At 66.6% G+C, this 16,318-nt stretch carries 14 protein-coding genes; 5 read left to right on the forward strand and 9 right to left on the reverse strand.

Going from position 1 to position 16,318, the window contains the following annotated elements; translation table 11 throughout:
- Positions 1–5: 5 nt before the first annotated feature.
- The 4 genes from V8V93_RS19275 to V8V93_RS19290 form a co-directional block, all read right to left on the reverse strand.
- On the reverse strand, positions 6–1,271 hold the full coding sequence (locus V8V93_RS19275; protein WP_338668258.1) for a type II toxin-antitoxin system HipA family toxin: 1,266 nt from the start codon (positions 1,269–1,271) through the stop codon (positions 6–8).
- Positions 1,261–1,602, reverse strand: coding sequence for a helix-turn-helix transcriptional regulator (locus V8V93_RS19280; protein WP_338668259.1), 342 nt, complete (start codon positions 1,600–1,602; stop codon positions 1,261–1,263). Before V8V93_RS19280 ends, V8V93_RS19275 begins: the two co-directional genes overlap by 11 nt.
- Before the next feature lie 114 nt (positions 1,603–1,716).
- Positions 1,717–4,428, reverse strand: a complete 2,712-nt coding sequence (locus V8V93_RS19285; RefSeq protein ID WP_338668260.1) for an ATP-binding protein — start codon at positions 4,426–4,428, stop codon at positions 1,717–1,719.
- A gap of 87 nt (positions 4,429–4,515) precedes the next feature.
- Complete coding sequence (locus V8V93_RS19290) at positions 4,516–5,004, reverse strand: PocR ligand-binding domain-containing protein (RefSeq protein WP_338668261.1); 489 nt, start codon at positions 5,002–5,004, stop codon at positions 4,516–4,518.
- A gap of 147 nt (positions 5,005–5,151) precedes the next feature.
- Here V8V93_RS19290 and V8V93_RS19295 point away from each other — a divergent pair, with 147 nt between their 5' ends.
- From V8V93_RS19295 to sppA, 4 genes are all read left to right on the forward strand, one after another.
- Positions 5,152–6,027 (forward strand): YitT family protein, encoded by an 876-nt coding sequence (locus tag V8V93_RS19295; RefSeq protein ID WP_338668262.1) that lies wholly within the window; start codon positions 5,152–5,154, stop codon positions 6,025–6,027.
- Positions 6,028–6,852, forward strand: a complete 825-nt coding sequence (locus tag V8V93_RS19300) for an SAM hydrolase/SAM-dependent halogenase family protein (RefSeq protein ID WP_338668263.1) — start codon at positions 6,028–6,030, stop codon at positions 6,850–6,852.
- Between the two features lies 1 nt (position 6,853).
- Positions 6,854–7,585, forward strand: coding sequence for an adenosylcobinamide-GDP ribazoletransferase (locus V8V93_RS19305; protein ID WP_338668264.1), 732 nt, complete (start codon positions 6,854–6,856; stop codon positions 7,583–7,585).
- A gap of 226 nt (positions 7,586–7,811) precedes the next feature.
- On the forward strand, positions 7,812–8,798 hold the full coding sequence (gene sppA, locus V8V93_RS19310) for a signal peptide peptidase SppA (protein ID WP_338668265.1): 987 nt from the start codon (positions 7,812–7,814) through the stop codon (positions 8,796–8,798).
- Positions 8,799–8,892: 94 nt separating this feature from the next.
- On the opposite strand, the gene V8V93_RS19315 is transcribed toward sppA, so the two are convergent.
- From V8V93_RS19315 to V8V93_RS19335, 5 genes are read right to left on the reverse strand one after another with little or no spacing between them, the layout of a single operon-like run.
- Entirely contained in the window at positions 8,893–10,005 is a 1,113-nt protein-coding gene (locus V8V93_RS19315; RefSeq protein ID WP_338668267.1) for an ABC transporter permease, read from the reverse strand.
- A gap of 4 nt (positions 10,006–10,009) precedes the next feature.
- The gene (locus V8V93_RS19320; RefSeq protein WP_338668268.1) at positions 10,010–11,149 is read right to left on the reverse strand and encodes an ABC transporter permease; all 1,140 of its coding nucleotides are present in this window, start codon (positions 11,147–11,149) and stop codon (positions 10,010–10,012) included.
- Between the two features lie 2 nt (positions 11,150–11,151).
- Positions 11,152–12,891, reverse strand: coding sequence for an ATP-binding cassette domain-containing protein (locus V8V93_RS19325; RefSeq protein ID WP_338668269.1), 1,740 nt, complete (start codon positions 12,889–12,891; stop codon positions 11,152–11,154).
- An 8-nt stretch (positions 12,892–12,899) separates the two neighbouring features.
- Positions 12,900–13,922: an efflux RND transporter periplasmic adaptor subunit gene (locus tag V8V93_RS19330; protein ID WP_338668270.1), complete on the reverse strand. Its 1,023-nt coding sequence runs from the start codon at positions 13,920–13,922 to the stop codon at positions 12,900–12,902.
- Positions 13,923–13,981: 59 nt separating this feature from the next.
- Positions 13,982–14,479 (reverse strand): MarR family winged helix-turn-helix transcriptional regulator, encoded by a 498-nt coding sequence (locus V8V93_RS19335; protein WP_338668271.1) that lies wholly within the window; start codon positions 14,477–14,479, stop codon positions 13,982–13,984.
- A gap of 206 nt (positions 14,480–14,685) precedes the next feature.
- Between V8V93_RS19335 and V8V93_RS19340 the strand changes: the two genes are divergently transcribed.
- The gene (locus V8V93_RS19340; protein WP_338668272.1) at positions 14,686–15,876 is read left to right on the forward strand and encodes a pyridoxal phosphate-dependent aminotransferase; all 1,191 of its coding nucleotides are present in this window, start codon (positions 14,686–14,688) and stop codon (positions 15,874–15,876) included.
- Positions 15,877–16,318: the final 442 nt, after the last annotated feature.

The raw sequence follows: 16,318 nt of genomic DNA on the forward strand, positions 1-16,318 counted from the left end.
GGCCCTCACATCCCCAGGGAGAACGGGTTCAAGAATTGCCGGTCCCAAAGCGCGGCCCTGTCCACCTCGGACAGGGCCGCTTCTTCGCAGACCGCGTCCCAGTGCTCACGAATGGATTCGATCATGACCTCGGCGATGCCATGGGCTTCCTCTTCGGCAAGCAGAAAGGACCCGGCGGCTTCATAGCAGGTCCTGAGATTGCTCAAGCGATTGTCGCCGTGGATGAGCATGGCCTGGGAGGCTTCGTTGCCGGAGCGGCCCTGGGGGCAGATGTCGTAGGCCGGGGTCAGGGAGAGGACGGCGCCGTTCCAGAAGGCCGCATGGTTGCGGGCGTGGTCGTCGGTATTGCCGCACAGGACGTTGAAGACCAGGCGCGAAAAGAGCTCCCTGAGCGTCGCCCGCGGTTCGTCGAAACGATGGCGGACGATCTCGGCCAACGTTTCGTAGCTGGCGTAACGGGCCTGCATCTCGTCCAGGCCGAACAGGGTCAGGGCCGAGACCATGGCCCTGCGCGTCCAGCCGTTCTCCCCCCGCGCGCGGTCGAACCGCCGGACGAGCAAAACGTCCCTGCCGCCCGCCGTCTCCAGCCGGACCGGGGCCGCGTCGATGCCGCACAGCGCGGCCAGGCGCATGGCCGCATACTCGGCCTTGACCACGTTGAAATAGGTGTCCGTGGCCGAGGAGAACTTGGCCACGTATTTCTCCCCCCCGTCCCCGACGAGCACTTTGGGCCTGGCCCCGCCGATGGAGCTGCCGTGGAGCAGCGCCTGGTCCAAGGCGGGCGACAGGGGGATGCCCCGCTCCACACGGTCGGCGGAGGCAAGCAACTCCTCCAGGGAGGCGCTCTGTGCCGTGCGCGGCACGTACTCGGAGGGCGACGCCTGGAAATCCAGGGCGCCGATGCGGTCCGAGCCCGATTCCAGAAGATAGGTCAGCTCGTCCAGGGCGTCGGTATCCGCCCCTCGCCCCCGGCCGCCCTGGAGCCGGTTCAGGATGACCCTGCGGCCCCAGGCGTCGGGCGCGGCGTCCCGGATGCAGCCCGGCATACGCAGACCATCCGGCAGGGGCAACACGCCCCGGCGCAACGGCAGTTCGGGCTCGTACAGGGGAATGGCCCTCGGCTCCCCGTCCATTCTCTCCAGGTAAGACCGGCCATAGTTGAATCGGCAATAGTCCCCATCGGCCTCCAGTTTACCGGCCACCACAGGTTCGGTTTCACCGGGCAGCCAGACCCAGACGAATGCCTCCCGAACCGGCGAATCAGAAGTCATCGTCCACCTCCCTGGTCTTCACGCGCACCGATCGGGGCAGCAGCCGCAACTTGTCCTCCATCTGCCGTACCTGGCGGGTCAGGGCCGACGGCTCCGCTTCGAACAGCGGTACGCCCACCAGGGCCGCGGCCTCAAACACTCCGCCGATCTGGCAGCCCGGGTCACCCTTCTCGATGCGCTGCAAGGTCCGCCGCGAAATCCCTGCGCGATCGGCCAGCTCGCCGGCCGTCCAGCCGCGCTCCTTGCGCCCCGCCCGGATCAGTTGCCCGAGCAGGATCGCCGCCTCACGACCGTACCGCGAATATGCCGTTGCCGAAAGCTTGCTCTTCATCCTGCGTCCTCACATAATGAGTCATAAAATGCCCATATAGCCATATTATGGGTAATATATAACCCATTACAATGGGCAAAGCAAGTGGGATCGCTCCGTTAACGGGGGCGGGGCTCAGCCCCCGACCACCTTCCTGAGCGCCCGCTCCAAGTCCGCCTTTTCGAACGGCTTGACCAGGTACTCGTTCATGCCCGCTTCCAGGGCGCGGTTGCGGTCCTGGCGGGCGGCGTGGGCCGAGAGGCCGATGATGGGGATGTCCGCCACGTGGGAGAATTCACGGGCGATGCGGATGGCGTGGGTGGCGTCCAGGCCGTTCAGCAGCGGCATCTGGACGTCCATGAGCACGGCGTCGAAGGAGTGGTCGCGCAGCAGGGTCAGGCAGTCGCGGCCGTTTTCGGCCTCGACCACGGTGTGGCCCATGCGCTCCAGCAGGCGGCGGGCCATGACCCGGTTGACGCGCTCGTCCTCCACCAGGAGCAGGCGCAGGGGACGGCTCGCGCCGGGTCCGGGGGCCGCGTCGGCCGCGTCGGCGGCTCCGGTGTGCTCGCCCACCACCAGGAAGAAGCGGATGGCCGTGCCCTTGCCCGGCTCGCTCTCCACCTCGCAGTTGCCGCCCATGAGCTCCACCAGCTTCCGGACGATGGGCAGCCCGAGGCCCGTGCCCTGGTAGGTCCGGGTCAGGGAGCCGTCCACCTGGGAGAACGGGGCGAAGATGCGCGAGAGGTCCCTTTCGGCGATGCCGATGCCGGTGTCGCGGACGGTGAAGAGCAGCCGCTTGCGGCCGGGCTCGGGATGCCACAGCTCGCAGGCCTCCACGGTGATGGATCCCTCGTCCGTGAACTTGACCGCGTTGCCCACCAGGTTGAAGAGAATCTGGCGGATGCGCCCGGCGTCGCCCAGGTAGTGCTTCCGGGCCGAGGGATCGATGTCCGCCCGGAGCTCCAGGTCCTTGTCGCCCGCCTGGAGCTTGAAGAAGTCGAGGCTCTCCTCCACCAGCCCGGCCAGGTCGAAGGGGGCCTCGCGGATGTCCAGCTTGCCCGCCTGGATCTTGCTGAAATCGAGCAGGTCGTTGAGCACGCGCAGGAGGTTGCGCGAAGAATGCAGGGCGGTGTCCACGAAGTCGCGCTGCTCGCCGTCCAGGTCCGAGGACTGGAGGAGCTGGAGCATGCCCATGACCCCGTTCAGCGGGGTGCGCACCTCGTGGCTGATGTTGGCGATGAATTCGTCCTTGACCCGGTTGGCCGCCTCGGCCGCCTCCTTGGCCTGGACCAGCCGCTCCTCGAACAGCTTGCGGTCGGTGATGTCCGTGTGCGTGCCGACCACGCGCAGGGGTTTTCCGTCACGGGTCCACTCGAGGGTCTTGCCCCGGGCCATCCCCCAGGTCCAGCCTCCGTCCCGGTTGCGCAGGCGGAACTCGGTGCGGAACTCCTCGCCGGACAGCGCGTGGGCGGTGACCACGTCCACGGCCGCATCCCGGTCATCGGGATGAAGCAGCTTGAGCCAGGATTCGTAGGCGGGCGGGAAGGCGCCCGGTTCATAGCCGAGCATGGTGAAGTAGCCGGGGCTGAAATAGACCTTTTCGCTGTCCACGGACCAGTCCCACAGCCCGTCGCTGGTGGCCTCCAAGGACATCTGCAGCCGCTCCTCGCTCTCCCGCAGCCCGATCCGGGCCCGGCGCAGGCGCGACACGTAGGCCAGGAGCAGAAAGACCAGGACGGCCAGGACGACGAGCGTGCCCAGCCCCAGGGAAAGCCCCAGCTGGTGTGTCCGCCACAGGGAATCCGGCCGGTTCAGGATCCGGCTGCCCTCGGGCAGCTCGTCCGGGTCGATGTGGAATCGCCTGAGCACGCGGTAGTCGAAAACGTACCGGTTGGCCTCGGTGCCCTCGACTACCGGGATGTCCCGGACCGGCGTGCCGTGGAGGATGTCCAGGGCCATGCGCGCGGCCCGGCGCCCCTGGTCGAAATGGGAAACGATCTTGCCCCCGATGGCGCCCAGGCCCAGGCCGTGCTCCCACAGGTCGTAGACCGGGACCTCCGTACTGTTCAGGATGCGCTTGAGCCCCTCCTCGAAGGTCACGGGCTCGCCCGCCGCATCGCGGTAGGCCGAGAGCAGGAGGATGGCGTCCTCCGGTCCCAGGGCGCGGGTCCGCTCGGCCAGCCCGGCCCAGGTCAGGCCGGTCAGGGACAGGACGGCCAGCTCCCGGTCCGGGAACAGGGGGCGCTTGGACAGGTAGGTCAGCAGGTCCGCTCCGCCGCTCGGGGTTCCGTCCACCACGGCGTACACGGTCCGGACCTTGGGTTGCAGCCGGAAGATGCATCGCAGGGTCCCCTCCATGGAGATCGCCTCGATGACCCCGGTGAAATTGTCGTCGTCGCCCTGGGCGTGGGCCAGAGCCTGATCATTGACCCCGAAGAACACCACCGGGGTGTCCGGGAACAGGGCCTCCCGGTTGGCCATGGCAAAACGCAGGGCGTTGTCGTCGGCGGTGAGGATGACGTCGTACCGGGGCAAGCGGGCCAGCTTGTCGGCGAGCATGCCGCGGAAGGCAAGGGTGTCTTCCGAGGTGCTGAACCGCTTGGAATCCATGTACTCCACGTCCAAATCAACACCCGCCGGGTCGAAGACGGACTCGATGCCCTCGATCTGATGGAAAAAGGTCGGGAAGCCCGGATGGTAGGAACTGATCAGCAGGGCCTGCGGATGGGCCTGAGCCGGTCCGGCCCAGAGCGGGCAGACGAGGCACAAGACGAGCAGCCACGCAAACGCGGCCCGGACGGCCGCGCCCCGGCAGGGGCAAACCCGTTCATTCCCGCGCAGCGCCATCACCCCCCCCCCTCAAGTATTACCGCCGAATGGTCCTCCCCTACCCGCGTGGGGTCATATTGAGCAATTATATCTTTCGGGCACGAGCTAGGGCAGCAGGGCCTCGATGCGTTCGGTGATGAAGGCCCGGATCTCGGCCAGGCGCGCTTCGTCGGCGGCGTGCACGGTCTTGACCCGCTCGGCGATGGCCGCCTCGTCCAGGCCGCTCATCATGCCGATGGTGAACTCGTCCACCTCCTCGTCGGCGGGCACCAGGCCGCAGCCGCCCACCGCACCCACGACCTCACCCCCGACCACCACGGGCACGCCGACGCGGACCATGCCCGCGTCGCAGTACTCGACGAACGGCTCGCCCTTCTTGAGCAACTGGGTGAACATCTGGCCGGCCGTGGCGCAGATGGCCCCGAACCCCTTCTCGTCGTTGCGGATGGCCCGGCACAGGTCGTTGCCCCAGGTGTTGCCGAGCAAACGGTGGCCTTCACCGTCCATGATGTCCGCGTTCAGCCCGAAACGGTCGTGCAGTTCCTGCTGCAACGCGGCCAGGTCCTTTTCCGAAATCAAATCCTTGAGCGTCATGTGGAGTACTTCCCGAGACTAGTGTTGTTGGGCGAAAGCCCCAATCCGTTTACCGGGAATCGCGCCCCCGCGCAAGGGACGGGGGCCGGTCGGATTTTGGTTTTCAGCCCGGCCAAAACCCGCTAGAACATTGGGCGGAGATCGACAATGACCAACACGTTCAAAGACACGCTGCGCGGCATGACCTTCGGGGTGCCGTGGAACCTCGCCCTGCTCACCCTAGGTTCCTTTCTCATCGCCTTCTCGGTCAAGGCCATCGCCGTGCCCCACGGCCTGCTCACCGGCGGCATGTCCGGCATCGCGCTGCTGTGCTACTATGCCTTCGGCGGGCTGAGCACGGGCCAGTGGTACTTCGCCCTGAACCTGCCCGTGTTCATCCTCGGCTGGGTCTTCGTCAGCAAGCGGTTCTTTTTCTATTCCCTCTATGGCATGGTCGTCTCGTCCGTGTTCATCGACGCCATCCCCTACGCCCTGCACATGAAGGACATCTGGCTGGCGGTCATCACCGGCGGCGGGATCATGGGCGCGGGCGTGGGCATCGCCCTGCGCTCGCTCGGCTCCACGGGCGGGTCCGACATCCTGGCCGTGATCTGCAAGGAAAAGTTCAACATGTCCATGGGCTCCTTCGAGTTCTGGTTCAACATGCTCGGCTTCGTGGCCGGGTTCATTTACCTGGACATGAACATCGTCTTCTACTCCATCGCCATGACCTTCGTCATCGCCTTCGGCATCGAGTATGTGCTCGGCATGTTCTCCGAGCGCAAGATGGTCATGATCGTCTCGGACCACTCCGCCGCCATCAACGCGGCCATCCTGACCGACCTGGACCGGGGCGTGACCATCCTGGAGGGCACGGGCGGATACACCGGCGAGCCGCGCAAGGTGGTCATGACCATGATCTCGTCCATGCAGCTCAAGGAGCTGGAGGAGGTGGTCTACACCATCGACCCGGACGCGTTCTTCATCATGGGCTCGGGCTTCCACGTCCAGGGCCAGGGCTTCTCGTCGAGGAAGGTGTACTAGATGATCCTCTCCGCCAAGAAGAAGGAGGCGCCGCCGCCCCGGACCATCGGGCTGATCACGGACTTCGGCCTGACCGACCCCTACGTGGGCCAGGTCAAGGCGGTCCTGGCCCGCAAGGCCCCCAACTGCCCGGTGGTGGACATCTCCCACCACGTGGCCCCGTTCAACGTAGCCCAGGCCGGGTTCTTCCTGGCCGCCAGCTACGAGCATTTCCCGGGCGACGCGGTCATCCTGGCCGTGGTCGACCCCGGCGTGGGCACGGACCGGGGCATCGCCTGCCTGGAGATCGGCCACCGGCTGCTGGTGGCCCCGGACAACGGGCTGCTCACCCTGGCCCTGAACCGCGCCTGGTCCGAGGTGCACGCCTACGACCTGTCCAAGGCCATGGACGCGCCCAAAAAGATCTCGCACACCTTCCACGGCCGGGACGTGTTCGCCCCGCTCGCCGCCTGGCTGGCGCTGGGCGGCAGGCCCGAAGGCGTGGGCCACGAGATCGACCCGTCGGCCCTGGTCACGCAGACTTGGTCCCGGCCGGAGATCGACGGCGGGCGGGCCCTGGCCCACGTGGTCCACATCGACCGCTTCGGCAACTGCGTGCTCAACCTGGAGGCGGGCGGCCTGGGCACGCCGTGCGGCCTGCGCATGGAGTCCCCGGCGGGCGGTCCCCTGGCCTACGCGGTCAAGTACGCGGACATGCCCGAGGGCGAACCCGGCCTGCTCGAAGGCAGCCAGGGGTTCCTGGAACTGGCGGTGAACCAGCGGTCCGCCGCAAAACGATTCGGCCTGTCCATGGGCGACGCCGTGGAACTGGCCTGGGAGGCCTGACGTGCTGCGCGATTTCTTCGATACCCTCGGCTTTCTGACCCGGCTGGCCCCTGCGAGGGTCATCCCGGAATCGGCCATGAACCGGTGCATGCGCTGGATGCCCCCGGCCGGGCTGGTCCTCGGCCTGCTCATCGTCCTGCCGCTCCGGCTCGGCCTGTTCGCCGACTCCCCGTGGGTCCAGGCATGGCTCATGGTCGCGGCCTCCATCTACCTGACGCGCGGCCTGCACATGGACGGTCTGGCCGACGTGTGCGACGCGGTGACCACCCACACCGACCCCGTGCGCTTCTGGGCGGTGGTCAAGGACAGCCGCACCGGCGCCTTCGGGGTCATGGGCCTGGTCATGGCCCTGGCCGGACAGGTCGTCCTGTTCCACGCCATGCTCGCCCGCGGCGAATACTGGGCTGCGGCCTGGGCCTTTGTCCTGGGCCGGGCGGCCGCGGTCTGGCTCGGCTACCACGTACGCCATCTGGTCCGCCCGGGCCTGGGCAAGCTGTACATCGACGGGGCCACCCTGGGCGTGGCCCTCACGGCCACCCTGTTCACCTTCGCGGCCGGATGGATCATGGCCGGGTTGCCCGCCACCCTGGCGTCCACGGTCATCGTCACCCTGGTCCTGCTCGGCCTGTTCCGGCTGGCGGAAAAGGTGGGCGGGGCCAACGGCGACTTCCTGGGCTGCGCCGTGATCCTGGGCGAACTGGCCGCCGGGCTGGGCTTCGCCCTGGTCATGTAGCCCCGCGCGACGAGCCGCCGGCCCCGGACGAAACGGCCGCGTCCTTCGTGGAGGAGAACGACGGGAGCGACTTCCCCGGCCTGGCGGGAACGCCGCCGGAAAGGGCCTGCCCGACGGCATCTTCCTCAAGGAGAAGAGCGAGGTGCCTGTCAAGACCGATCTCCCCTTGGCAAGAATCCCCGGCCCCGGTAGGATGCTCCCATAAACCGACATCCCGGAGGATTTCATGCCGACCCGATTCTCTTCCGCAGCCCCGCTGCTGCTCGCCCTGTTCCTGCTGTTGCCGGGGTGCGCCCCCAAGATCAAGATATTCGCCTCCCCGGCCACCGAGCCCCTCAAGGAGTACGTGGTCGACGGCGAGGCCGCCGGCAAGATCGCGCTCATTCATCTGCACGGCTTCCTGTCCACCGAACCGGCCCAGGGCATGCTCCGCTCCCAGCCCAGCCCGGTGCAGGAGATGGTCAACGACCTCAAGCTGGCCGAGGCCGACGACGACGTCGGGGCCGTGGTCGTGGCCATCGACTCTCCCGGCGGGACCACCACCGCCTCGGACGTGCTCTACCACGAGCTGACCGACTTCAAGAAGCGGACCGGCAAGCCCGTGGTGGTGGCCATGTTCGACGTGGCCGCCTCGGGCGGATACTACGCGGCCCTGCCCGCCGACTGGATCGTGGCCCACCCGACGACCATCACCGGGTCCGTGGGCGTGATCTTCATGCGGCCCAAGCTGAACGGCTTGATGGACAAGGTCGGCGTGGGCGTGGAGGTCTCCAAGTCCGGCCGCGACAAGGACATGGGCTCGCCGTTCCGGCCCACTACCGACGAGGAAAAAGCCTTGTTCCAAGGCATTATAGATGACATGGCCGCGCGCTTCTACTCCCTGGTCCAGGCCCACCGCCACCTCACCCCGGCCCACCTCGAAACGGTCAAGTCGGCGCGGGTGTTCACCGCGACCCAGGCCCTGTCCATCGGCCTCATCGACCAGATCGGCTACATCCAGGACGCCTTTGCCAAGGCCCGCTCCCTGGCCGGCTTGGACCCGAACTGCAAGGTCGTCACCTACCGCCGCGACCTCTATCCCGACGACAACCCGTACAACACCCTGGACGCCGCACAGCCGTTCAAGCCGAGCCTGCTCGGCGTGGACGCGAGCTTCATCATGCCGCCCCGGGCGGGCTTCTGCTACGTCTGGGAAGGCGGGGTGACGCGCTAGGCCGCACCCTTTTGCCACGCTGACCCGAAAAGGCCCCGGCTCCCATTGGGAACCGGGGCCTTGCCGTTGCGTTATCGGCAGTCCTCGCGAAGGGTCAGTAGATGCGGTTGCGGAACATGACCACGGCCAGAGCCATGCAGGCCAGCCCGATCAGGGCCAGGGGCCAGATCTGCATGAGCAGCACGTAGGTCGGCGAGTTCTCGATGAACACGCCCCGGATCAGGACCAGGACGTAGCGCAGGGGGTTGATCAGGGTGATCCACTGGACCACCCGGCTCATGTTGGCGATGGGCGTGGCGAACCCGGACAGGAGCACGGACGGCATCAGGAACAGGAAGGACCCGAGCAGGGCCTGCTGCATGGTCACGCTCAAGGAGGATATCATCAGCCCCACGCCCACGGCCGCGAAGATGAAGAAGAACAGGCCGAGGTAGAGCATCCCGACGTTGCCCCGCAGCGGCACCTCGAACCAGTAGACCGCGGCCAGCATGATCAGCGAGGACTCCAGCAGGCCGATGACCAGACCCGGAGTGGCCTTGCCGATGAGGATGCCGATGGGCGACAACGGCGTGACCAGCACCTGGTCGAAGGTCCCGTGCTCCCGCTCGCGGGCCACGGACAGGGCGGTCACCAGCAGGGTCACCACCATGGCGATGACCCCGACGATGCCGGGCACGAAGAAGTCCCGGCTCAGGGCGTTTTCGTTGTAGTAGATGCGGGAGACCAGGACGGACGGGCTGGCCCGGCCCACCCCGGCCAGGCGCGCGGCGTTGTATTGGGCGACCACGTTGCTCAGGTAGTTGCCGATGATCCCCGCGGTATTGGAGTTGCGCCCGTCCAGCAGGGCCTGGACCGGGGCGTTGCGGCCCGCCTTGAGGTCCCGGGCGAAGGTCTGCCCGATGCGCAGGACGAAGCGCACCTTGCGGCTGTCGATCATCTCCCGGATGACGGACTCGCCGCGGACCTCGCCCACCAGATGGAAATACGGGGACCCGGACACCCCGGACAGGAACTCCCGCGACTCCGCGGACCGGCTCAGGTCCTCGAAGGCGAAGGGGATGTCGGTCAGGTCGAAGGTGGCCGCGTAGCCGAACAGGATCAGCTGGATGATCGGCGGGCCGATGACCACGATGCGGCTCTTCGGGTCCTTGAGCAGGGCCAGGAACTCCTTGATGACCAGGGCGATGATGCGGCGGACGCTCTCCATGGGCTCACTCCAGGCTCTTGCGTGTCTTGCGGAAGGCCAGGGTCATGAACACCAGGGCCAGGACGACCATGCCCGCGAGGTTGGGCAACAGGACCGAGGCGACGTCGCCCGCCAGGAACAACGTCTGGACGATGTTGACGAAATACTTGGCCGGGACGACGAAGGAGAGCACCTGGATGAAGATCGGGGTGCTGGTAAGTTCGAAGATGAACCCGGACAGGAAGAACGACGGCAGGAAGGCGGCCAGCAGGGCTATCTGCCCGGCCACGAACTGGTTCTTGGCCGTGGAGGAGATGAACAGCCCGAGCCCGAGGGTTCCGATCATGAACACGCCGCCCAGCAGCAGGAGCAGGCTCAGAGAACCGCGGAACGGAACGTTGAACAGGAACACGGCCATGACGATGCACAGGACCAGGCCGCCCATGCCGAGCAGGAAATAGGGGATCAGCTTGCCCAGGACGATCTCCAGCCGCCTGACCGGGGTGACCAGCAAGGCCTCCATGGTCCCCCGCTCCCACTCCCTGGCCATGACCATGGCGGTCAGCAGCGTGCCGATCAGGGTCATGATGATGGCCATGAGGCCGGGCACCAGGAAGTTCTCGCTGCGGATGGCCTCGTTGAACCAGATGCGCTGCTTCAAGTCCACCAGCCCGACCCGCGCCAGGTTCTCCGCCCCCGGCAGGGTCTCGGAAAACTCGACCAGCCAGCGGTTCCAGGTCATGGTCACGTAGCCGAGGATCTGCAGGGCCCGGTTGGAGTCCACGCCGTTGACGACCAACTGCACCGGGGCCTGGCCACCGGTCCTCAGGCGGCGGGTGAAGTCCGACTGCAAGCGGATGACCGCGTCCACCTGTCGGTCCAGCAGCATCTGCTCCGCCTCGCCCCAGGAGGTCGTGGGCACCATGCCGAAATACTCGGAGTGGCGGAAGCGGGCCAGCAGGGTCGAGGCCGTGGGGTCGGGCTTGTCCATGACAAAGGCCACGGGCAGCTTCTTGGGGTCCAGGCTGATGCCGTAGCCGAAGAGCAGGAGCATGATGATCGGGATGACGAAGGCCAGGGCGATGCTCGATGGGTCGCGGATGATCTGCAGCCACTCCTTGGCGAGCAGGGCGCGCAGGCGGGTGAAGTCGAGACGGCTGCGCACGGTCATCCCTCCTTTTGCCGCGCCCGGTGCTCTTCGACCAGGGCTATGAAGGCCTTTTCGATGGTCGCGTCGCCGTCGGTCCCGGCGTACCGCCGGATCTCGTCCGGGGTTCCCTGGGCCAGCAGCTCCCCGGCCATCATGATCAGCATGCGGTCGCAATACTCGGCCTCTTCCATGAAGTGGGTGGTGACCACCACGGTCACGCCCTGCTCGGCCAGGGAGTTGATCCGGGCCCAGAACTGCCGCCGGGCCAGGGGGTCGACCCCGGAGGTGGGCTCATCCAGAAAGAGGATGTCGGGCTCGTGCATCAGGGCGCAGGCCAGGGACAGGCGCTGGCGGAAGCCGAAGGGCAGCTCCCCGGACGTGGTCTCGGCCTGGTCGGCCAGGTCCAGTTCGTTCAGGGCCCACTGCACCCGCTCTTCGCGATGCGACCCGGACAACCCATAGACCTTGCTGAAGAAATTCAGGTTTTCAAGCACCGAGAGCTGGCCGTACAAGGAGAACTTCTGGGCCATGTAGCCGAGGTTCTTGCGCGCCTTGGCCGCGGCCCGGCGCAGGTTCAGGCCGCCGACCTTCAGGGTCCCGCCCGTGGCGGGCAGCAGGCCGCAGAGCATGCGGAAGGTGGTCGACTTGCCCGCCCCGTTGGGGCCGAGCAGGCCGAAGATTTCTCCGCGCTTGACCGAGAAAGTCAGCCCCTTGACCGCGTAGAAATCGCCGAAACGCCGCTCCAGCCCGGTGACGCTGATGGCCGCGCCGTCGCCGCTTCCGTGCACCCTGGCCACCTTCAGGGCCGGGGCGTCCGCCTGCGTGTCCCGGTTGAGCAGGAGCATGAAGCCGTCCTCGAAGATGGGCTCGACGGCCTGCGGGTCCTCGGCCCCGGCCTCGCGGAACAGGGATTCCGGCATGTCCTCGTCCCTGGTGACCACGCGGACCCACCCCGATTCCAAGGTGGCATCGGCGATTCCATGCTTCCCGAAGAGGCGGCTCTGGACCACGCGCGGGGTGGTCTCGGGCGTGACCCGCCAGGCCCGCCCCCGCGCCTTGTCGACGAAGGTGTCCGGCGCGCCCTGCCCGATCAGTTCGCCGTCCTGGAGAATGAAGACCCGGTCGCAACGGGCCGCCTCGTCCAGGTAGGCGGTGCTGACCAGCACGGTGATATCGTCCTTGCGCACCAGGGCGTCCACGATGGACCACAGTTCGCGCCTTGAGAGAGGGTCCACGCCCACGGTGGGTTCGTCCAGGAGCAGAAAGCGCGGCGTCTTGAGCAGGGAGCAGGCCAGCCCGAGCTTCTGCTTCATGCCGCCGGAGAGCCGTCCGGCCAGCCGCTTGGTGAACGGAGCCAGGTTGGTCATCTCCATCAGGGATTCGTAGCGCTCGCCGCGCTCCTGCCGTCCCACCCCCTGCAAATCCGCGTAGAGGTTGAGGTTCTCCTGCACGGTCAGGTCCTCGTACAGGCCGAACCGCTGCGGCATGTAGCCGATGGCCGACTGGATGTCCTGGGCTCGGCCGATGGAATCCATGCCGAGCACGGTCACGCTGCCTTCGTCCGGGGCCATGATCCCCGTGGCCAGGCGGATGAGCGTGGTCTTGCCCGCGCCGTCCGGACCGAGCAGGGCATTGACGCTGCCGTGCTCAAGGGCGAACGAGACGCCCCGCAGGGCCTCCACCCGGCCCTTCCCCCGTTTGAAAGTCTTGCGCAAGCCCTTGATCTCCAGGGGCAGGGAACCGCTTGTCTCCGGCATGGCCCCGCCTAGTTTCCGTCGGCGGTCTGCGCGGCGGGAGCGGCCTCGGAATCGAAACGGACCGTCACCGGCATACCCAGCCTGAGTACGTTTTCGGGATCGTGGACGTTCAGGCGGACCTCGTAGACCAGGGAGGTGCGCAACTCCGGGGTCTCCACGGACCGGGGTGTGAACTCGGCGGTGGAGGAGATGAACCCCACCCAGCCCTCGAACCGCTTGTCCGGCCAGGAGTCGGCCACCGCGTAGCCGCGCATGCCCGGCTTGATCAGCCCGAGCTTGTTCTCGGGCACATAGGTCCGGACCCACTTGGGGTCCATGATGCCCAGGGTAAAGACCGGGCTCTGGGGCGAGGCCATGTCGCCCGGCTCCAGGTTGCGGCTGCGGACCACCGCCTTGGTGGGCGCATAGAGCGCGCTCTCGGCCAACTGCACCTTGAGCACGTCCAGGTCGGCTTCGAGCTTGTTCAGAGAGGCCTTGGCCGAGGCGATCTCCTCCCACCGGGCCCCCTTCTCCATGAGGATGCGGTTCTGCACCGCCACCTGGTACTTGGCCTTGGCCACGTCGTACTGGGCCAGGGCGTCGTCCCGGTCCTGCGGTGAGTTGGCCCCGCTCTTGAGCAGCCGCGACTGCCGATCAAAGGTCCGCTTGGTCAAATTCCGCTCGGCCAACGCCTGGCGTTCCTCGGCAAGGGCCTGCTGGATCTCTTCGGGCCGGGAACCGTTCTCCAACTGGATGACCACATACTTCTGGGCTTCCACCCCGGCCTGGAGTGCCTTGATCTGGGACTCCAGCCGCTGGGTCTTCAGCTGGGCCAGTTTCTGGCCGCCTTCGACCTCGTCGCCCTCCTCCACCAGGACGTCCCGAATCCGCTCGCTGTCCTTGAAGGCAAGATTGACCTGTCGGATGTCCACGTTCCCGTAGAGCACCAGCGGGCCCGTGTCCGCGCATTCGGGGCAAAACACCCTGTACGCCCAGTAACCGCCTCCGCCGAGGAGAACCACAGCCAAGATAATTATGACAACCTTACGCATACCGTAACGACTTCCTCTTTTTATGGTGCGAGGCTTCAAAGCCTCCTTCCATTATCGCATCAAGCGCCGCCGAGGGGAAACAATTTTTCAATCAACCTCCTGAACTCGCCTTTTTCCTCGTCGTCCAGGGGCGAAAGCGTCCGCTCCATGAGCCCGAGACATTCGGGCAGGGCCCGCTCCACCAGGGCGGCGCCCTCCGGCGTCAGGACGACCAGGGTCTGCCGCCTGTCGCGCTCGTCCGGCTGCCGGGCAACCAGCCCCTGCTCCTCCAGGCCCCGGATCAGCCCGGACATGGTCGCCCTGGAGATGCCCTGCTCGTCGGCCAGTTCCGAGGGCAGTGCCCGCCAGACCTCCCGGCGCCGCAGGAGCATGAGCACGATCCAGCGGCCGTGGCTCAACCCGTGCTCGCCGAGCACCCGGTCCAGCCGCGACAGGCATTCGCTGCCCAGCGCGAGGAGCCGGATGAATATCTGCACGCCGGCCGCGTCGACGTTCGGGAGGATGGCCTTGAACCGGGCGATCATCGCTTCGTCGGGAAAATCCTTCAGGTAAAACATGACGCCACAATAGTTAGGTGGCTAATCATTGTCAAGAGGGCTGCGGACGACGACCGGCGGGGAAGCGTGCCGGGGCGTGCGCGGCCCATCGTGAACCGGCCTGGCGCGGGGCGGGGCCCGCCCGTCGCTTGCGGCCATCGCGTATTGCAAGTGGCGGTTGGTTGTCGTAGGGTCGGGGCTTCACCCGAATTCCAAGGAGTTTTCCCATGCAGCTTATTTCCAGCCAGATAGCGGGATACATGGAGCGGTCCTCCTGGATCCGCAAGATGTTCGAAGAGGGCATCGCCCTGAAGAAACAGTTCGGTGAGGACGCGGTCTGCGACTTCAGCCTGGGCAACCCGGACCTGCCGCCGCCGCCCGCCATCAAGGAAGGGCTCCTGGAGCTGGCCGAACAGGCCGACAAGCCGTTCTTCATGGGCTACATGCCCAACTTCGGCTACCCCGACGTGCGCGAAAAGCTGGCCGCCGAGGTCTCGAAGGAACAGGGCACGCCCGTGACCGCCGACTGCCTGGTCATCACCTGCGGCGCGGCGGGCGCGCTCAACTCGTTTTTCCGGGCCGTGCTCGAACCCGGCGACGAGGTCATCAGCCCGGCCCCGTTCTTCGTGGAGTACACCTTCTACTGCGAAAATCACGGCGCGAAACTGATCACGGTCCCGGCCAAGCCCCTGACCTTCCAGCTCGATCTGGAGGCCATGGACAAGGCCATCACCGACAAGACCCGCGTGGTCATGCTCAACTCGCCCAACAACCCGTCGGGCGCGGTCTACGACAAGGCGTCCCTCGAAGGACTGGCCGCCATCCTCGAAAAACATAACGCGGGACGCGAACGGCCCATCTACATCCTGGCCGACGAACCCTACCGGTTCCTGGCCTTCGACGGCGTGGACGTGCCCAGCCTGCTGCCCATCTACCCCTTCACCGTGGTATGCTCGTCCTTCTCCAAGAACCTGTCCATGGCCGGCGAGCGCATCGGCTACGCCCTGGTCAACCCGGCCATGGAGGGCATGGCCGCCCTGGTCGGGGCCATCACCCTGACCAACCGCATCCTCGGCTTCGTCAACGCCCCGGCCCTGGCCCAAAAGCTCATGGCCCGCGCGCTCGGCTCGGGCGTGGACATCTCCATCTACGACCGCCGCCGCAAGGCCATGGCCGAAGTCCTCGACTACGCGGGCTACGAATACACCATGCCCAAGGGCGCGTTCTACTTCTTCCCCAAGGCCCCCGGCGGCGACGACGTCAAATTCTGCGCCGCGCTCCAGGAAGAAAAAGTCCTGGCCGTGCCCGGCTCCGGCTTCGGCTACCCCGGCTTCTTCCGCCTGTCCTTCTCCGTGGAAGACAAGATCATCCCCCGCTCCAAACAAGGCTTCGCCGCCGCCCTGGCCAAGTTCAAATAATTGGCCGCCTGATACAATCAAAAGAGGGACCGCTCACGCGGCCCCTCTTTTTTTTGCCTCCCCCTTCCCCCGGACCCCCATCCCCCTTTCCCTCCTAAACCTTTTGTGCCGCTTCGCGGATGACGGGGGCGCGAAGAGCCGGGCCTCTTACTACCACAGTTCAAGACGCCGCCCTCTCATAGTTCCTTGCCCCTCCTCCCAGGCGGCGTGGGCAACCGTCCCGAAGGGGGCGCGCCCAGCCAACCTCCCTGCGAAAAACATCATCCTTCCCGCCCCTCTCCTTCGCCGCAGGCGACACAAAAGGTTTGGGAGGGTCCAGGGAACCCTTTTCCCAAAGGGTTCCATGGCGGGGTCTGGGGCAGCGCCCCAGCCGCCGGAGGCATCTTCCACTCGCAACGAAAAGGCGCGCCCCGTTGCCGGGGCGCGCCTGATACGCATAAGT

The sequence above is a fragment of the Pseudodesulfovibrio sp. 5S69 genome (assembly GCF_037094465.1).
GTDB lineage: Bacteria > Desulfobacterota > Desulfovibrionia > Desulfovibrionales > Desulfovibrionaceae > Pseudodesulfovibrio > Pseudodesulfovibrio methanolicus.

Coding starts and splice junctions, on each gene's coding strand:
- V8V93_RS19325 (WP_338668269.1), bottom strand. CDS start 12,891: ATGCCGGAGACAAGCGGTTCCCTGCCCCTGGAGATCAAGGGCTTGCGC.
- V8V93_RS19340 (WP_338668272.1), top strand. CDS start 14,686: ATGCAGCTTATTTCCAGCCAGATAGCGGGATACATGGAGCGGTCCTCC.
- V8V93_RS19300 (WP_338668263.1), top strand. CDS start 6,028: ATGATCCTCTCCGCCAAGAAGAAGGAGGCGCCGCCGCCCCGGACCATC.
- V8V93_RS19285 (WP_338668260.1), bottom strand. CDS start 4,428: ATGGCGCTGCGCGGGAATGAACGGGTTTGCCCCTGCCGGGGCGCGGCC.
- V8V93_RS19290 (WP_338668261.1), bottom strand. CDS start 5,004: ATGACGCTCAAGGATTTGATTTCGGAAAAGGACCTGGCCGCGTTGCAG.
- V8V93_RS19335 (WP_338668271.1), bottom strand. CDS start 14,479: ATGTTTTACCTGAAGGATTTTCCCGACGAAGCGATGATCGCCCGGTTC.
- V8V93_RS19330 (WP_338668270.1), bottom strand. CDS start 13,922: ATGCGTAAGGTTGTCATAATTATCTTGGCTGTGGTTCTCCTCGGCGGA.
- V8V93_RS19295 (WP_338668262.1), top strand. CDS start 5,152: ATGACCAACACGTTCAAAGACACGCTGCGCGGCATGACCTTCGGGGTG.
- V8V93_RS19275 (WP_338668258.1), bottom strand. CDS start 1,271: ATGACTTCTGATTCGCCGGTTCGGGAGGCATTCGTCTGGGTCTGGCTG.
- sppA (WP_338668265.1), top strand. CDS start 7,812: ATGCCGACCCGATTCTCTTCCGCAGCCCCGCTGCTGCTCGCCCTGTTC.
- V8V93_RS19315 (WP_338668267.1), bottom strand. CDS start 10,005: ATGGAGAGCGTCCGCCGCATCATCGCCCTGGTCATCAAGGAGTTCCTG.
- V8V93_RS19280 (WP_338668259.1), bottom strand. CDS start 1,602: ATGAAGAGCAAGCTTTCGGCAACGGCATATTCGCGGTACGGTCGTGAG.